At 36.6% G+C, this 18,175-nt stretch carries 14 protein-coding genes and 1 pseudogene; 10 read left to right on the top strand and 5 right to left on the bottom strand.

What is annotated here, in order from left to right:
• Positions 1 to 607 precede the first annotated feature (607 nt).
• From ureA to HGC4_RS01205, 10 genes and pseudogenes are all read left to right on the top strand, one after another.
• Entirely contained in the window at positions 608 to 910 is a 303-nt protein-coding gene (gene ureA, locus HGC4_RS01250; protein WP_050708301.1) for an urease subunit gamma, read from the top strand.
• Between the two features lie 19 nt (positions 911 to 929).
• A pseudogene (ureB, locus tag HGC4_RS01245) lies at positions 930 to 1,229 on the top strand (urease subunit beta); the annotation flags it as partial.
• 72 nt (positions 1,230 to 1,301) lie between these two features.
• Positions 1,302 to 3,023, top strand: coding sequence for an urease subunit alpha (gene ureC / locus HGC4_RS01240; RefSeq protein WP_050708299.1), 1,722 nt, complete (start codon positions 1,302 to 1,304; stop codon positions 3,021 to 3,023).
• 160 nt (positions 3,024 to 3,183) lie between these two features.
• Positions 3,184 to 3,693, top strand: coding sequence for an urease accessory protein UreE (ureE, locus tag HGC4_RS01235; RefSeq protein WP_050708298.1), 510 nt, complete (start codon positions 3,184 to 3,186; stop codon positions 3,691 to 3,693).
• Between the two features lie 15 nt (positions 3,694 to 3,708).
• Positions 3,709 to 4,395 carry an urease accessory protein UreF gene (locus HGC4_RS01230; RefSeq protein ID WP_050708297.1) on the top strand — a complete coding sequence of 229 codons (687 nt, stop codon included), beginning with the start codon at positions 3,709 to 3,711 and terminating at the stop codon, positions 4,393 to 4,395.
• 78 nt (positions 4,396 to 4,473) lie between these two features.
• Positions 4,474 to 5,115: an urease accessory protein UreG gene (ureG, locus tag HGC4_RS01225; protein WP_050708296.1), complete on the top strand. Its 642-nt coding sequence runs from the start codon at positions 4,474 to 4,476 to the stop codon at positions 5,113 to 5,115.
• 93 nt (positions 5,116 to 5,208) lie between these two features.
• A complete protein-coding gene (locus tag HGC4_RS01220) occupies positions 5,209 to 6,057 on the top strand; it encodes an urease accessory protein UreD (protein ID WP_050708295.1) in 849 nt (282 codons plus the stop codon).
• A gap of 6 nt (positions 6,058 to 6,063) precedes the next feature.
• Positions 6,064 to 6,765: a hypothetical protein gene (locus tag HGC4_RS01215; RefSeq protein ID WP_050708294.1), complete on the top strand. Its 702-nt coding sequence runs from the start codon at positions 6,064 to 6,066 to the stop codon at positions 6,763 to 6,765.
• Between the two features lie 67 nt (positions 6,766 to 6,832).
• On the top strand, positions 6,833 to 8,008 hold the full coding sequence (locus HGC4_RS01210; protein ID WP_050708293.1) for a porin: 1,176 nt from the start codon (positions 6,833 to 6,835) through the stop codon (positions 8,006 to 8,008).
• A gap of 41 nt (positions 8,009 to 8,049) precedes the next feature.
• Positions 8,050 to 8,937, top strand: a complete 888-nt coding sequence (locus HGC4_RS01205) for an urea transporter (protein ID WP_050708292.1) — start codon at positions 8,050 to 8,052, stop codon at positions 8,935 to 8,937.
• Positions 8,938 to 9,002: 65 nt separating this feature from the next.
• Here the strand turns inward: HGC4_RS01205 and HGC4_RS01200 are convergent, their stop codons facing one another.
• The 5 genes from HGC4_RS01200 to HGC4_RS01180 all read right to left on the bottom strand — a co-directional run.
• Positions 9,003 to 10,181 (bottom strand): alginate lyase family protein, encoded by a 1,179-nt coding sequence (locus tag HGC4_RS01200; RefSeq protein WP_050708291.1) that lies wholly within the window; start codon positions 10,179 to 10,181, stop codon positions 9,003 to 9,005.
• Between the two features lie 123 nt (positions 10,182 to 10,304).
• Positions 10,305 to 12,749 (bottom strand): glycoside hydrolase family 2 protein, encoded by a 2,445-nt coding sequence (locus HGC4_RS01195; RefSeq protein ID WP_087880134.1) that lies wholly within the window; start codon positions 12,747 to 12,749, stop codon positions 10,305 to 10,307.
• Between the two features lie 235 nt (positions 12,750 to 12,984).
• Positions 12,985 to 14,229: a glycoside hydrolase family 88 protein gene (locus HGC4_RS01190; RefSeq protein ID WP_050708289.1), complete on the bottom strand. Its 1,245-nt coding sequence runs from the start codon at positions 14,227 to 14,229 to the stop codon at positions 12,985 to 12,987.
• A gap of 117 nt (positions 14,230 to 14,346) precedes the next feature.
• Complete coding sequence (locus HGC4_RS01185) at positions 14,347 to 16,335, bottom strand: hypothetical protein (protein WP_050708288.1); 1,989 nt, start codon at positions 16,333 to 16,335, stop codon at positions 14,347 to 14,349.
• Between the two features lie 51 nt (positions 16,336 to 16,386).
• The coding region (locus HGC4_RS01180) for an alpha-galactosidase (protein ID WP_050708287.1) at positions 16,387 to 18,175 on the bottom strand (1,789 nt) is incomplete at its 5' end.

Genomic DNA, 18,175 nt, shown 5'->3' with positions numbered 1-18,175 from the left:
TACAATTTTATCCCTCCATTTTGGGACCTATTTCATATAATGAACAATAAATAAAGTTTAACTGTTATGAATAGCATTAATGAAAAAATAAAAGATATCACCAAATTAGACAATGCTAAAGAAGAAGCTCATATAACAAGCAAACACCTGCCTACAAACAGTCCATTTGTTAATTTATAAAAATAACACACACTTAAACAAATTAACTTTACAACATTTTTATTCGTTAATTTTAATAATTAAACATTCGTGTTACGAATTATCAAAAAGATAGCACTTTGTTTTATTTTGTAATATGTTGCACAGCATGCAAATAACATGAAAAATTAATAAAAAGTAAAATAAAAACACACAAATAACAACCAAACACCTATTAAAAAGCAAGATACAATACACAAATCAACATAAGAAGATAAAAACTAAGCAAAACAAGAAAGTACATAAAAACATCATTCAAACAAAAAAAAATCAAAACGTAACAACAAATCTCATATTTAAGAAAACAATATCCCTCAACATATGTTATAATACGTAACCAATAAAGAGTCTTAAGTTGTCAAAAACCAGACTCGAGTTGTACACTATTTAATATAAAAAATACCCTATTATGCATTTAACACCAAGAGAGTCAGAAAAACTGTTGCTACATCTAGCAGGAGAGGTAGCAGCTAAGCGTAAACAACGCGGGTTGAAATTGAACCACCCCGAGTCTATCGCTTACATTTCGAGTCATTTACTCGAAGCAGCGCGTGATGGAAAATCAGTTGCCGAACTGATGCAATATGGAGCAACTCTGCTCACTAAGAATGATGTTATGGAAGGTATTGCAGAAATGATACCCGATGTGCAGATTGAAGCTACATTCCCAGACGGGGTCAAATTAGTAACAGTACACAGCCCTATACGTTAAACAAATTAAATTCAAAATTATGATACCTGGAGAATATTTTATCGCAAAAGGGGACATTGAATGTAATGTTGGCCGTAAAACTGTAAAAGTAAAGGTGACCAATACAGGAGACCGTCCTGTACAAATAGGGTCGCATTACCACTTCTTTGAAGTAAACCGTGCTGTTAGCTTCGATCGTGCAAAAGCATTTGGTATGCGTTTGAATATAGCTGCCGGAACAGCTGTACGTTTTGAACCGGGAGAAGAGAAAGAAGTAGAACTTGTTGCCTATGGAGGCTTACGTCGTGCATTTGGTAATAATAATCTGGTAGATGGCGACACTTCACTTGATTATAACAAGCAACGCGGTATCGAATTATTAAAAAGTAAAAACTTCAAAAACAAATAAGCCATGAGCCTAAAAATAGATAGAACCAAATATGTTGGAATGTATGGTCCAACCAAAGGAGATAAAGTGCGCTTGGGCGATACTGAGATTATTGTCGAAATAGAAAAAGACTACACTGTATACGGTGAAGAAAATAAATTTGGAGGTGGTAAAACTATCCGCGATGGCATGGCTCAATCAAGTGTAGCAACACGCGACCAAGGTGTTCTAGATATGGTAATAACCAATGTTATCATTATAGACCACTCTGGTATTGTAAAAGCTGACTTAGGTATTAAAGATGGCAAGATTGTAGGTATAGGTAAAGCCGGAAACCCTGATACAATGGATGGAGTAGCTCCCAATATGATTATTGGTGCTTCAACTGAGGTTCATGGTGGACAAGGTTTAATTGCAACTGCAGGAGCTATTGATACACACATTCACTTTATTTGTCCACAACAGGTTGAACATGCTTTATATAGTGGTACAACTACTATGATTGGTGGTGGAACAGGACCTGCCGATGGTACAAATGCAACTACCGTAACTCCTGGAGCATGGCATATCGAACGTATGTTACAAGCTTTAGAAGGTCTTCCTATGAACTTTGGCTTATTCGGAAAAGGTAATTCATCAACCGAAGCTCCACTAATAGAGCAAATTGAAGCCGGAGCCCTAGGTTTGAAACTTCACGAAGACTGGGGTACTTCTCCTGCAACAATAGATACAGCATTAACTGTAGCTGATAAATACGACGTTCAGATCGCTATCCACACAGATACTTTGAATGAAGCAGGATTTTTGGAAGATACCATGAATGCTATCAACGGCCGTGTAATCCATACTTTCCACACAGAAGGTGCTGGTGGAGGACACGCTCCTGATATTATCAAGATTGCAATGTACCCTAACGTATTACCTGCATCGACTAATCCAACACGTCCTTACACAGTAAATACAATAGACGAACACCTTGATATGTTAATGGTTTGTCACCACTTAAAACGTACTATTCCAGAAGACGTATCATTTGCAGATTCACGTATCAGACCCGAAACTATTGCAGCTGAAGATATTCTTCACGATATGGGAGTATTCAGCATCATGAGTTCCGACTCACAAGCAATGGGACGTATCAGCGAAGTTATCATCCGTACTTGGCAAACTGCCGATAAGATGAAAAAACAAAGAGGTGCATTAGCTGAAGACGAAGGTCATGGAAATGACAACTTCAGAGCTAAAAGATATGTTGCTAAATACACCATCAATCCAGCAATAGCACAAGGTATTTCTCAATACGTAGGTTCCATCGAACCAGGTAAATATGCAGATATCGTATTATGGAAACCTGCTTTTTTTGGTGCAAAACCCGAAATCATTATCAAAGGCGGTATGATGATAGCTGCACGTATGGGAGATCCTAGTGCATCTATACCAACACCTCAACCTGTTATCTATCGTAACATGTTCGGAGCATATGGTAAAGCTTTAAATAAATCATGCTTTACATTCGTTTCGAAAGTTTCTTACGATAACGGAACAGTACAAGGATATGGATTGGAAAAAACTCTTCTTCCTGTTTCAGGATGTAGAAATGTATCCAAGAAAGACTTGATCCACAATGATAAAACACCTGAAATTACCGTAAATCCTGAAAATTACGAAGTAAAAGTAGACGGTGTTAAAATCACTTGCGAACCTGCAACTACGGTTCCATTGGGACAACGCTATTTCTTATTCTAAAATAGAGTAAAATAGATATCAATAACCGGAATGCGGTTAAACATTCCGGTTACTAAAAAATCTCAATACCATTTATGACTTTGAAATGTCGTGATCAAAGTACATAAGAAGAAATTACACGACCAATAAACAGTTAGCTGTATTAAAGACTAAAACGATTATGGTAATAGAACAAATATTAGGTAGCCTAAAAGACATAGAGATAGCTAATCGCAGAGTAGAATTGATCCAAATTCAATGGTTCGAAGCCAACAAACGCATACAACGACGCAAAACCAATGAGGGAACAGAAGTTGCCATACGTTTTATGAAAGAAGGACAACGCCTTCGTCAAGACGACGTGATTTATATGGACGAGGATAAAATAATAGCTATTGACATTCTTCCTTGCGATGCCATACAGGTAACACCGCATAATATGGTAGAAATGGGAAGTGTAGCTTACGAAATAGGTAACAAACATTTACCAGTATTTATTCAGGACGATTTAATACTTATCCCTTACGAAGAACCCATTTTTAAATGGTTAAATGCAAGTGGATATCACACTGAAAAGGTGCATAAAAAACTACTGAATATAGTAAATGCAAGTGTACAACCACACAGCCACGGACATTCGCACGGAGAAGGAAACTCTATTTTCTCGAAAATAATGGGGTTAGGCAAATAATAAATCCATACAACTATGAACGCTTATCTAGGGAAGTTACTGCACTTAAGTGATCCAACACTACCTATTGGAGGGTACTCACACTCCAATGGCCTGGAAACATACGTGCAACACAAAATCGTAAAAGACGATGCATCAACAGAGGCATTTGTTCACAACATGATTACAAATAATATACTTTATAACGATGCTTCCTTTGTAAAGCTGGCGTATGAGATTGCATTGAATAACGATATAAAAGCTCTTGTTACTCTTGACCAAGAATGTGCAGCACTCAAAGCTCCTACTGAAATAAAACAAGCCAGCCGTAAATTAGGAATAAGACTTCAGAAGATATTCGACAGGCAAACAACATCTCCAATTATAGAAGAGTATCAGGCAGCTATTGCTTCACAGGATGCAGAAGGGCATTACTCAATTACATTTGGTTTGTATGCAGCTTTGTTCGAAATTCCACTTCACGAAGCAGTATACGCTTTTCTCTACAATGCAGCAGTAGGAATGGTGACTAATGCTGTAAAATTAGTACCGTTAAGTCAGCTTTCCGGGCAAGATATTTTATACAAAATGCAAGAAGTAATCCAATCAACAGTACCCAAAGTATTAGCTCTTGACAGAAACCTTGTAGGGCTTTGTAATATTGGGTTTGATATTCGTTGTATGGAACACGAAAAGCTCTACTCCAGATTATACATGTCGTAATCTAGAAAATAAAATTACAAGAATACGCAAAAGATTGAGATATTAAGATTTAGTGACACTTTATAAAAGACAAAAGAAATGAACAAGAGAAAATATGTAAAAGTAGGAGTAGCAGGTCCAGTAGGATCAGGTAAAACAGCTCTATTAGAACGCCTTTCACGCAGATTGATGAATGAATACAGTATAGGCGTAATTACAAACGACATATACACAAAAGAAGATGCTGAATTCTTAACAAGAAACAGTCAACTACCACAAGACCGAATTATAGGTGTAGAAACAGGAGGATGTCCTCACACAGCTATACGTGAGGATGCAAGTATGAATCTTGAAGCGGTTGACGAATTGGCAAACCGTTTTGATGATATCGAAATCATCTTTATTGAAAGTGGTGGCGATAACCTTTCGGCAACTTTCAGTCCCGATTTAGCTGACGTAACCATTTTTGTTATCGACGTAGCCGAAGGCGACAAAATTCCTAGAAAAGGTGGTCCGGGTATTACCCGATCAGATCTTCTTGTTATCAACAAAATCGACTTAGCGCCTTATGTGCTTGCTGATCTTGGAGTAATGGAACGCGACTCAAAGAAAATGAGAAAAGGAGCACCCTTTGTTTTCACCAATCTAATGACACTACAAGGTCTGGATACAGTGATTGCATGGATCAAAAAATATGCATTGCTTGAAAATACTCCAGAACCCGAAGGCTTAATTAGATAAGCAAAAAAATAATCGGGCAATTATCAAAAATTGACACTTGCCCGATTTTCTTACTGAAATAAATAAAACGAACTCTCTTACAACGTTTATACCATGATTAATAAGCTTGACTTAAAAATAGGACACAAAGACGGACAAACGTATCTTAAAGATACATATTTCACCCGTCCTTTCAGATTGGCAAACGTTGGTGAAAACCGTCCCGATCCAGCTCTCTATCTCATGATAATGAGTTCATCGCCGGGTATTCTTGATAACGACTGCTATGATATTGATATAACAGCAGAAAAAAATGCAAGGCTTCAACTACAGACGCAATCTTATCAGAGGCTTTTCAAGATGGAAGATGGTGCCAGCCAGAAGATGATTATAACACTGGAAGAAAATAGCGAAATCAGCTATATACAACACCCCATAGTTCCTCACGAACACTCAATATTCAAAGCACATAACAGTGTGTATATGGATAGTGAATCTATATTTACATACGGAGAAATAATCACTTGCGGCAGAAAGCATTCCGGAGAAATATTCCTTTTTAAGGAATTTCAGAATCTCACCGAAATATATCACAATAATAAACTGATAATAAAAGACAATATACTAATTGAGCCCGCATTAATGAATCTCAACTCAATAGGACAACTCGAAGGATATACACACCAAGCTACACTCTTGCATGTCAATACACGAAATGAAGATATTAATAGCCAAGCTGAGTATATTCACGACTTATTATCACTAGAAGAAGACATTATTTATGGTGTATCTCAACCCCTACCAAATTCTATAATAGTAAGAATTTTAGGAAATGGTGGAGAGCAACTATTAGACTCATTCAAAGAAATAGAGAAGTATTTATGGGAATTAAATACACCTAGTTCACAAACTCTGGAAAAAGACCTGATATCAGCCAAAAAGAAAATTACGTCTTTAAATTAAAACACCATGAATCCGGAATTACTGACTCTCCTCTTAACAACGGTAGCCATTAGCTTTATTCATACAGCATCCGGTCCCGATCATTATCTGCCTTTCATTGTATTTTCACGGGCTAAAAAATGGTCATTATTTACAACAGCAATGTGGACTATTGCGTGCGGCATAGGACATGTATTGAGTTCGGTTCTGATCGGGCTAATAGGCTTAGTTCTAGGTTGGCAATTATCGAAACTCGACTGGTTTCAGGGTATCAGAGGAAATATAGCAGCCTGGGGATTTTTCATACTAGGAGGCATATACCTTATATGGGGATTATACAAAGCATATACCAATAAGCCTCACAAACATTTTGATGTATATAATGGTGACGATATTTACGTATACACACATAAACATGGCGAAACTGTATATCCTCAGGACAGAGTAAAAGTAACTCCATGGATATTACTTGCAATATTTGTAATGGGACCCAGTGAGCCAATTATACCACTTCTTTTTTATTCAGGTGTTACACGTTCTGTAACCGAAATATCTTTAATAATAGGAACCTTTACGTTAACTACAGTACTCACTATGCTTAGCATCGTCCTGCTTGGCTATTACGGGTTCTCTCTGATAAAAACAAATGTTCTCGAACGCTATTCCTATGCAATAGGAGGAGGAGTTGTTACAATTTGCGGAGCTGGAATGCTCTTTTGGAACTGGTAACCAATACACTTAAGGTTTTTACACAATATATTTTACGGATTAATTACAAACATTAATACATGATTTTATGAAAAAGGTTATTTTAATACTTATCAGTGTACTTTTGTGCAGCTATACATTTGCACAAGATACAGGCTTCGAGACTGAGTCTAAAGACTCGCCTCAGCCACTTATTTCACTGAACAAAGGAAAATATTTTAAAGATGTAAATATGATTGCAAATATGCGATTTGCATCAAATAGTAATTTTACGGATAGTCATTTTGACAATTCTAAATTTCAGATGAATGAGTTTCGATTGGAAATTTCAGGACAAGTTACCGATAAAATCAGTTTTGTATTCCGAGACAGATATGCTAATAACTCTTCGGATCCAAACACAACTGATAGATTGAATCATTCTATCGATTTGGCCAATGTTACTTATGATGTAGCTCCTAATTTTTCTCTTACTGCTGGTAAAATGCTCTCAGAATGGGGTAGTTACGAGTTATTTCTAAATCCTGTATACATGTATACATATAATGATATGGTACAATATGGTGATTTCTTCTTGTCGGGTGTGAAAGCTAGCTGGACTGCTGCACCTCATCAAAACTTCACAGTTCAAGTAGTAAATTCTAATAGCCGATCATTTGACATGCGTTACGGCGAAACTCCCGGTGTAGAAGCAGCTAGAGCTCCGCTAGGTGGAACAGTAAATTGGAAAGGAGACTTTGCTGATGAAAAATTCAGTACCATGTGGAGTTATAGTATATATAATTTAGCTAAAAACCAACATTGGAATTTATTGGCATTAGGTAATCAATTCAAGATGCCTAACCTTACACTACAATATGACTTCAAATACAGCACCGAAGATTTAGATAATACTGGTGTTATAAGTAATTTACTTGGATATAATCCTGCTCACAGAGCACAAGATGTAAAATACATGGAGCATTGGGTAAGAGCTGAATATTTTTTCGCACCCAGATGGAGTACTACAATTATGGGTATGACAAATTCTAATTATTGGGACGGAAATCCTGATTCTGATGCAAACGATCACATCAGAACTCAATGGGGTTTTACTGCAGCTCTTGAATATCATATATACAAGCCTTACAATGTAAAACTTTTCGCAGCTTATGTAGGACGTTACAACAACTTCTCCGATTATGCTAAAAACACTCTGAATATGTCAAACAACAATACAGCACAAGTCCTTATCGGAATTGTAAGCCCTCTTGTTTTATTTTAGTAAATGATATACTATAATCCAACTTTTTAATAAATATAATAATGGAAACTAATAAAGTATATTTCTGGGATCCCTACCTTAAAGGTGTGGGGCAAATTATGTTGCAAAACAATGCACTCACAGGCTTGCTTTTCCTCATAGGTATTGTCATAAATTCGCCATTGATGGCATTGGCTGCTGTTGTTGCTGTTGTTGTAGGAACGATGACTGCTAAACTTCTAAAATTTAATGAAGATAATATTAATTCGGGACTTTATGGATTTAATGCTACACTGGTGGGTGTTGCATTAATCGTATTTTTCGAACCTACGATAGTTATCTGGGCGGCTATTATAATATTGTCGGCTATAAGTACCCTAATTATGAATTTCTGTATAGAGAAAAAAGTACCAGTATTTACATTTCCTTTTATTGTGCTGGTTTGGATTTCTCTATACGTCTTTCATAGTCTTACACCAGTTCCGGCATCATCACCCGATTATTTGGTTGATATAATTGATTATACTCCATTTTCATTGATGGACTATGGTTTAGGATTTGGTGACGTTATTTTTCAAGGTAGCCTTATATCCGGTATAATCTTCTTTATTGCTGTTTATGTTAGCTCTCCAACATCTGCCTTATACGGACTTTTTGGTGCACTATTTGGTGTTCTGATTGCTATCTTATTGAAAGATCGTATCGAAGATGTAAAGCTAGGGATGTTCAGCTTCAACCCTGTATTATGTGCTATTGCATTTGCAGGAACAAGAAAAATTGATGGATTATATGTAATCATTGCAGTTTTGCTATCGGGCATAACCGAAGAGATTATGATTAGATGTGATCTGCCTGTTCTTACCTTCCCATTCGTAATGGGTACTTGGTTAACTCTGATAATAAGAGACGTATTGGTAAAAAGATTTATACCTTCTTCCAATATAGAATAAATACCTTTTCATTATTCGGAAAAATAGACTGCCTTTTTTATGAGACAGTCTATTTTTTTGTTTTGTTAGTTCACCCAAATCAGGGGATTCCTCACTGGTAAATTTCTTTCCACCTCTTCAATAGTAGGCTCATGATCAAGAGACTTCCACAACTCAAAGTACCTCTCATCAGCATATGCTTTTGCTGCGAATAATAAAGCAGGCTGAGCCACAGGCCAATTATCCCAATACATTACATCCCGAGGATAAGTCCATGTTGATTTGTCTTTGATATATGGATACATAAAATCAATTCCTTTTCTCATATTTAAGCCTTTTGACGTAGTATATTCCCACAAATTATCATCAGGAGTAGATAATATCTGACAGATAGTTGCCATCACATCCAGATTAAATAAAGAATATCCATAAGGCTTTGTTCGGGAAATTTCTCGAGGGAAACTTCCGTTCTCAGCCATTTGCTCAGGTAATAATACATTCTTATAGCGAGTTTTACAAAAATCTAGTTTATCCTTATCACCTGTTAATTTAGCAAAAGCAGCCAATTGCATTACCCAACAGCCTCCATGATTGTTTTGTGCATTCATCTCGTCGATACCATTCTGATGTGTCGTCATCCAAACAATATATTCAGAAAACCAATTTTTAACAGCTTTCAAATTTTCCTTATCTACACAAGCTGCATCTTGCATACAAGCTACTCCTTGTGCTACTTCCATCAAATGAATAGTATCTATAATACCTATTCCTCTTCCCGTCGTGATACCTTTAATAGCCTGAGCATACAGTAAGTTGGGATTCATCATTGTTGAGGAATCAGTTAACCAAGCATTTATATGTACAAAAGCATGTTTTACATATTTCTCATCTCCTGTTACTAAATATGCAGATACTAAAGCTCCTACTATTTTATTGAAGCGAATCATAGCCAATCGGTGAGCTACAAAATTATCAGGATTAGTCTGCCCGTCTTTCCGTATATAAGCTCCATCCGAATCTTTCGGGTTAGGCCACCAATAGTCTCCTTCTGAATAAAAATCGTGAATACCTCCTGCACTCCTATCACATCGAAAATCCGTCACCGTCTGAGGTTTTTCAGACATTGCCCATTCAGCATTCTTCATGATTATGCTATGCAATGTTACCTCTGTTTTATTTGCCCAATCAATGTTATTGGAACATGATAAAAAAACAGACAATAAAAAGCATGATAATAATAATATTACAGTTTTTTTTTCTTTCATAATTTAAATATTAAGTCTTGTAAAACATGCATAAGCGAATAAAAACATCTATGAATATATTCTAGAATCATAACAGAGCCTTATCTAGTTCTGCGACAATATAAACTAGATACAGATCTTATTTTACTCCTTAACTGTTACAAAAACAGTTTTTAGTCCTTCTGACTTAACAGCAATTACAGACTCTCCTTTATTTTTAGCCAGTTTTATTTTTGCACGTCCGTTATAAGCTTGCACTTTACTCGATCCAGTAGATGTTCCCTGATTCTTGATTAATTGTCCGCCCCCTACAGATTCAAAACGTATAAATTGACGAGACTCTAAACATACAACCTCATTACTATCTTTTAATTCGGCTTCTACCCAAACATGATCTTGATCGGCCTCTGTTACTGAAACTTTCAACTCGGCTTCCTTTCCAAAAGGACGTGTTTCATAGTTGAAACTTATTTCGTCTTCAATCTTCACTTTTCCTTTTACTCCGACTACTTTCAAAGTATTTTGATCTGGCTGAAACAATGATTCCCATCTTAAACCTGCGGCAGGAAAATCCTGAGAATTACGTTTCTTCGTTCCTAAACTTTTGCCATTTAAGAATAGCTCAACCTGCTCGCAATTAGAATATACTTTTATTAATTTCTTCTCATCTGCTTTACCCCAACGTGTTTCCCAACCATGACCAAAAATTCGAATCATAGGCTCCTCTGTCCAATAGGATTGAAATACATAGAAAGCTTCTTTTTTTGTTAAATCACGTTCTACAACGCCTTTTTGATTTACATACGGAACCGGATTATCGGGGCGTACAGGTGTAGAAAAGTCTTTGAAAGGCCAATAAGCTGCCCCCGTTAACCAAGGCATTGTTTCTTGCTCTTTCAGATGCCAATCAATAATATCACAGACGTATGTCTCGTTCCAAGTATTGTCTTTTGAAGCTTTTGCAATAGACTCAAATATTGAAGGATCTCCAACTTTCACTTTACTCAAATCACTATAATCAATCTCAGCATAACGTCCGGCATGACCATCTCCCCCCCACTCTACATGTAGAAAATGGTTAACCTGATCTCTGGCTTCTTCCGAAAACTTTTTATATTCTGTATATATACCTCTATACCAACCAGCCCAAATAGAAGGTGAATATACGTCTACAATATCTTTACAGAAATCGCAACGACGAATACAGGTCAATCGGCTATCATCAAGACTGTGAGACAGATTATGCAATTCTGTCATAAAAGCTCGAATCTTTTCTTTATCAAATTCGGAAAAATCGTTAGGCCAGTCGTTTTCGTTACCCATCCCCCACAAAATAATAGATGGATGATTACGGTGCTGAGTAATCATATTAGTAAGCATTCTTCGTGCCTGCTCTTTATACACATCACCACCCAAACCGCCTCGACACCAAGGTATTTCTTCCCAAACCAAAAACCCTAAACGGTCGCATTGCTCCAATACAATACGAGATTGTTGATAATGTCCCAGACGAATAAAGTTTACACCCATCTCTTTCATCATCTCCATTTCTTTTATAATCAAGTCTTCGGGCATAGCAGCGGCTAATCCTGCATGATCTTCATGGCGATGTGTTCCTTTTAATAAAAGGCGCTCGCCGTTCAAAAAGAAAGGACCTTTCTCTTTAAACTCAAAATGTCTGAATCCAAATTTATTTTTGTTTGTTATAGTTCCCGAAGACGATGATAGAGTCAATTCGCATGAATAAAGATTAGGATTCTTTGGAGACCAAAGCATTGGTTTAGGAACATTTAGATACAAAATATTTTTACTTTGAAAGTTATTTAACGTCTGACTCTCTTGTTTTATAATCTTACCATTGGGGGCATATATTGTTATATCCAGTTTTGCATTTGCAATATTAGAAAAGTTAGAGAAATCAACATTCACTAAAAGCTTACCTTCTTTGCCTTTCTCATCAACCGAAGCATTGGTATAAATACCTTTGAAAGACAAAGCCGGAACATATACCAAATTCAAGTACCTATATATTCCACCATAGATATTAAAGTCCGACAAATCAGAGGGTATCATCTCTGTATCTCTTGTATTATCGCATCGAATACTTAAAGGAATCTTACCCCCAAAACGTTTAGCTGCATCCGAATCCTGAAATCTCTTTACGGCATCTGTTATATCGACAATCCATTCATCGTACCCTCCTAGATGAGAGCCTACTTTTTCAGTAAAAATATACACCTCTGTTTTCTGCCCTGCTCCCTCAAATTGCAATAGAATACGTCCATCAGGGTAAGGATTATTTACCTCCAACATTTTCTTATACCAACCTGGGCCTTCGTAATAGTTTACATCAGGATCAACCGCATCTTCTTCATTAAAACAATGTGGTAAAGTGACTTTCGTCCACAAAGGAACACTTTCGGGATCTCCGGCTTTTACAGGTCTCACAGCCTCCCAAATACTACCTAAGTCTTGTTTTAGGAACTCCCAGCCATCGTTTAACCGTGTGCGAGGCTCATAATTAATTTGTGCTGAAGAATACAATGAAATCCCCAGAAATAAACATAATAAGATGATTTTCTTAAACATATTCATACGCCTTGTGTTATTCTTTATTTAAGGTTCTAAACGAGTTGGTTCTCTAGTGTATTTTGGTCGAAACACAATGAATTGTATCCCGACCAAAATAAAACTTAACAATATAACTTTTAAGGTCTCAACTCTTTTATAGTTTTACAAGTAAAACAAATATAGTTAGTTACAACTTTTAAATATAGCACTTAATCGTTGGAATTACTTGAAAAAGATTCTCCAACTCAAATTATTAAAACAATTTTCCAGTTTGTACCAGTTGTTGCTTTCTTAGCAATGCTTCCAAAAAATAATAATCGGCATATACCAAAGGCACATCCACTTCCAGATTACTTGGTTTAGAACCCGTACTGTGCAATAATAAGAAACCTCTGTCCTCTCCTACTTTAGCCAGATAGTTTTTAGATAAATTATCCATTATGGTATTGGCCCAATTCAAATACTTCTGGCTATTATCTTTATCATAAGTACTCAACTCATAAAGAGCAGAAGCGGTAACAGTGGCGGCCGATACATCCCTTGGTTCGTTTGGTATTTCGGGAGCATTGAAGTCCCAATAAGGAATTAAATCCTCCGGTAAATTAGGATGAGTAAAAATATAATTTGCGATATTTTTTGCTTGCTCTAAAAACTCAGGTAGCTTTGTTTCTCTGTAACACATCGTATAACCATATACCGCCCATGCCTGACCTCGAGCCCATGCCGATGAATGAGAATATCCCTGATGAGTATGCTTATTTATTACTGCTCCGCTTATTGTATCATAGTCAATCACATGATATGAGCTATAATCTTCTCGAAAATGATTCTTTATAGTAGTTCGAGCATGATTTACTGCTATGTCATAAAACAAAGAGTCTTTACTTTCGCTGAATGCCCAGAACAACAACTCCAGATTCATCATATTATCTATAATAACAGGACATTTCCATTTATCACCACTATGATCCCACGAGCGGATAATCTTTGCATTGGGTTGATAACGAGTTGTAAGAGTATATGCCGATTTGAGTAAAATATTCTTGTAGTTTTCGTCTTTAGTTAAACGATAACCGTTTCCAAAACTACAATAAACTTTGAATCCCATATCGTGAGTTCCTCCATTTGTTTTTTCGCGTTCCAGAGGATCGGTATATTTACGGGCTGCTGTCTCCCATTTCTTATCCTTAGTATATTCGTACATATACCAAAGTTCACCGGGGAAGAAACCACTTGTCCAATCACGAGATGCTACTAATGAAAGTTTTCCATCAGGATTTATTGTACGAGGATTTACTAAAGGACCCGAATTCTTTTTCTCTCTTTTTTCCCTGCTTTCCGCTGATTCTTCCTCAATAGCTTTACTTACCTCTGTCATTGCAAAGGTCAATTGCTTCGAAGCAAAATCAAAATCATTTTTCACAATATCCTTCTTTTCCGTCTTACAAGAAGCTAATGCGATAAGTAAAACCGTAACACAAAATAGTATTTTTCTCATAGTATATAAATTTTCCAATTCAGATACAAAAGTCAACTATAAAGGTTAATTTGGTTTGTAATTTTGGTTCAATTATTTATACTTTCAGCTCTATTTCTCTATTCTCGAGTATCTTTATTAGAATTTCACCTGAATAGTTTCTCCTTGTTTAATCCTTTTGCTAAAAGCTTTACCCGATTTACTTTTAATGATTACCTCTAATTCATCTTCTTTTCGGGTGATATTAATATCAAAGGTCTCATCAAAAGCTTTGACTGATTTTAGATTCATATAATTCCACATCAAAGGCATATGAGGCGTTATCTCAAACGATTTCAATCCTGTGGGTCGAATACCAAAAATCCCTTCGGTAAATATTCTGCAATACAATCCGCTTTCTGCAGATAAATGGCGTTGAGAACCCTCTGGCCATGCTTCAATTGCATAGGGTACATGCTCACCCAATAATCGTCTTTGCGAATATTTTTCTAAGTATTCCAACCCTTTTTCAGTAGCTCCAGCTGCAAATACACCTCTTAAAGCATAAAGAGTTGAACGATCCCAAAAAGTTTCTGTACCTGCTTGAGTCAACAGCCCATCATCACTCCATAAACGAGGAGAAAACAGAGCATCAATAGTTCCCTGATATCTATCAAAAATTCCAACAGTTAAAGGAATACATATCCACGAACGAAGAATGTCATTTCCTTCATAATAGCGATACGTATCAAAACCCTCTACTTTATAGCCGAAGTGCTTTTCTATGCTTTTTCTCAAAGCTTCTGCTTCTTTCTTATATTCGTTTAGTTGATTATTTGGCTTACCTAAGTCCTTACCCAGATAAACTGCCGATATAAGAGCATCATAATACAAACCCGAAGTACATAGATTAGCCTTTCCTGCAGGAAAGCGATTTTCTAATTCGTCCGAATCAGAAGCGACGACACCATTCTCATTTATTTTTCGTTTGCAATATTCTAATGTCCATTCAATTAACGCCCATAATTCTTCCGCCTCAGCTTTACTACCTTTAGCCAAAGCATAACGAGCAGCACCATAAGCAATCATAGCACCATCACCCCGATCTTTAGCTCCATGCCATATGCCATCACCCTCGGCAATAATAGAACTTGGAATAGGTTTATATTCATCGTTCATAAAGCGTGCAAAATGAAGAAACGAATTCAAGGCTGATTTATTACCTGTTTCATAACCTAAGTAAGGAAAAAATGGATTGATATATTCTGCCTGATCGTTTGCCCAAATAGCTGCATAATATGCTTCACCACCCGGACCATGCATCAAGCCTCCTTTAGTTTCATAAATACTTTCTGAACCTCTGATTTTAGCAAAGGCAAACATTCTGTTCAGAACGTTATCGGGTGTTTCTAAAACCAAATTAGACCAAATATTATTCACAAACTCTTTTCGCGCTATAAGCTCTTTCTCTGGATTGAAAGTAAGTTCCGACTCGTTTATTTTCCGTGCTGAAAAAGTAATGTAAAAAGTCAGATCTTTACCCGATTCAAGAGTATAATATCCTTTTTCACTCGATTTTACCCCGTAGGTATATCCTCCATAAATCCCCACAGTGGGGTCAGAAATATAGGACATATCTAAATCTGGTAAGTCAACTGAAATTGCCTTCTCTCCGATATTTTGAATCGTATATTTTTCGAAATAGGCGGCTTCTGTTGTTGATGGATATAAAGTACGAGTCATTCGAAGGTTATTCTTTTCGAAATGGCTTTCAACCACCATAAGACCCTCCAACAATATTTGATCGACAGTTTCCTGTCCCAATGATTGGCTATTAACCAATAATAAATCGCGTACATCTAAAGCAAACTGCTTATTGAGATGCGAACGGGTTTTATTGGGTTGAAAACGAAGCATTGGCCATACAATACTCCTATTCACCGAAAAATTCTTATGGGCGTCCACCTCATAACGGAGTACTACCGACAGTTTTTTGCCACTCATTTCTATATGGTCATCGTGTGGCACATTACCTTTAATATTCCATTCTATGCCTCCCTTCTCCGCTAACTGCCAACGGTTATTCTGTCCTTCTGCATTCCAAGTACAGAATATCAATATAGAAGCTAATAAGATGTATTTTTTCATATTATGTGTTTTTACTCCTTCTCCTATAAATTAATTTAAAGATCCGAGAATTTATTCAACATTTAATCCTATAACCATACTCTCCAACTGTTTCACGCAAACTGGAGTGAACCCATTACTCATAAGTTCTGCTCCTGAAAATGTTTTACCATCCAATTCAAAAGATGATATTTTACCCGCTTCAAGATTAAGCTCTTTCAGCGTATAGTTTTTAGCAGGATCGAGACCTTTCAATTTTATTTTATTATTCTGACCATCTTCAACCTGATAAACAAAAATAACCGCCTTATCCTTGTCCTGAGAGATATAGCTTAAAGAAGCATTAGCATTCTCATAAGGCGAACTTAAGCGGTATAAACTTCCTTGCTGCACTATGGGACGAAGACTTTTTTTATACAGTTCCACACTGCTTTGTATTTGTTTTTTCTCTTCCGGAGTCAACTTCCCTAAATCTAAATCGATGCCATACGCACCACTTAGTGCAACATCTATTGCAAATTTCATCGGACGACCACCCATTCGTGTAACGTGTGCCGAGATAGTATTAGCAGGAAATATATGCGAAAATCCCCACTGAATAAATACTCTTTTTAATGGATCGGTATTGTCACTAGGCCAGAATGAGTGGAAATATTGCATACTACCATAATCGGTGCGTCCACTGCCACCAGCACAAAGCATCATCATCACATTAGGGTAATTGTCTTTAGTCTTTTTCATCAAAGCGAGCAAAGCATTATTATAATCGATCAATAAATGAGATTGCTTATTGGCTGGCAAATAAGATGAGCCGGGCTGAGTCACATAACGGTTGGCATCCCATTTTACATAAGATATTCCCGAATTTGGTTTCAAAGTCTTGTCTATAACCTCATCCCATTCAAATTTCTGAACTTCGGGACGTGTTAAATCCAAAATCATTTGGTTACGACCATACAATGGAGCGCGTTTTACTTGAGTAATTACCCAATCGGGATGCTTTTCATTCAATAAACTCTTTGGATTAACCATTTCGGGTTCTAACCAAATGCCGAAACCAATTTTGCGTTTTGCAGCTTCATCACATAAATAAGACAATCCGCTAGGTAATTTTTTCATGTCTATATCCCAATCTCCTAAACCATGCTTATCATCATCACGAGCATATTTACCATTACCGAACCAGCCATCGTCGAGTAGGAATAATTCGATACCCACTTCCTTTGCTCCATCAAAAAGAGAAACTATCTTCTTTTCATCAAAGTCACAATGTGTCGCTTCCCAGTTGTTCAAGAGTACAGGTCGGTCTTTCTTTCCATTACGAACAGTATAATTGATTGCCCATGTATGCAGATTACGACTAGCTTGCCCTTTTCCTGAATCGCTATATGTCCAGATTGAAACGGGTGTTTTAAACTTTATCCCTTTCTCCAAAATATATTTTGAGGCATAAGGATTAATACCAGACAGCGCACGAAGATTATTATTCCAATCAAGATCAAAGGCCAGTTGAAAACTTCCCGGCCATGACAAAGAACTGGCATATACTTCGCCACTATCCTCGTTTGCAGGTTGATTAAGTGAAAGCATAAATGAAGGTATCCTCATTTGATGTGCTCTTACTCCAATCTTAGAATCAAGGATCTTGATTCCTGATGATAATTTTTCTTCTACTAAAGTAGCTTCTCTTTTATAATTTCCACAAAATTGGGTCAGCCAATAATTTTTTGCTGAAAATATAGGAGATGCCGACGCGTATTTATACAAAGTGATAGCACCGTTTTCTTCGTGATATATTTCTGTCCACATTTCAAGAATATCTTCTTTTTTGTAAGACTTGATGTATATATCTACAAAAAAC

The organism is Dysgonomonas sp. HGC4 (genome assembly GCF_001261715.1).
Classification (GTDB): domain Bacteria; phylum Bacteroidota; class Bacteroidia; order Bacteroidales; family Dysgonomonadaceae; genus Dysgonomonas_A.
This window is presented reverse-complemented; position numbering and strand designations above follow the sequence as displayed.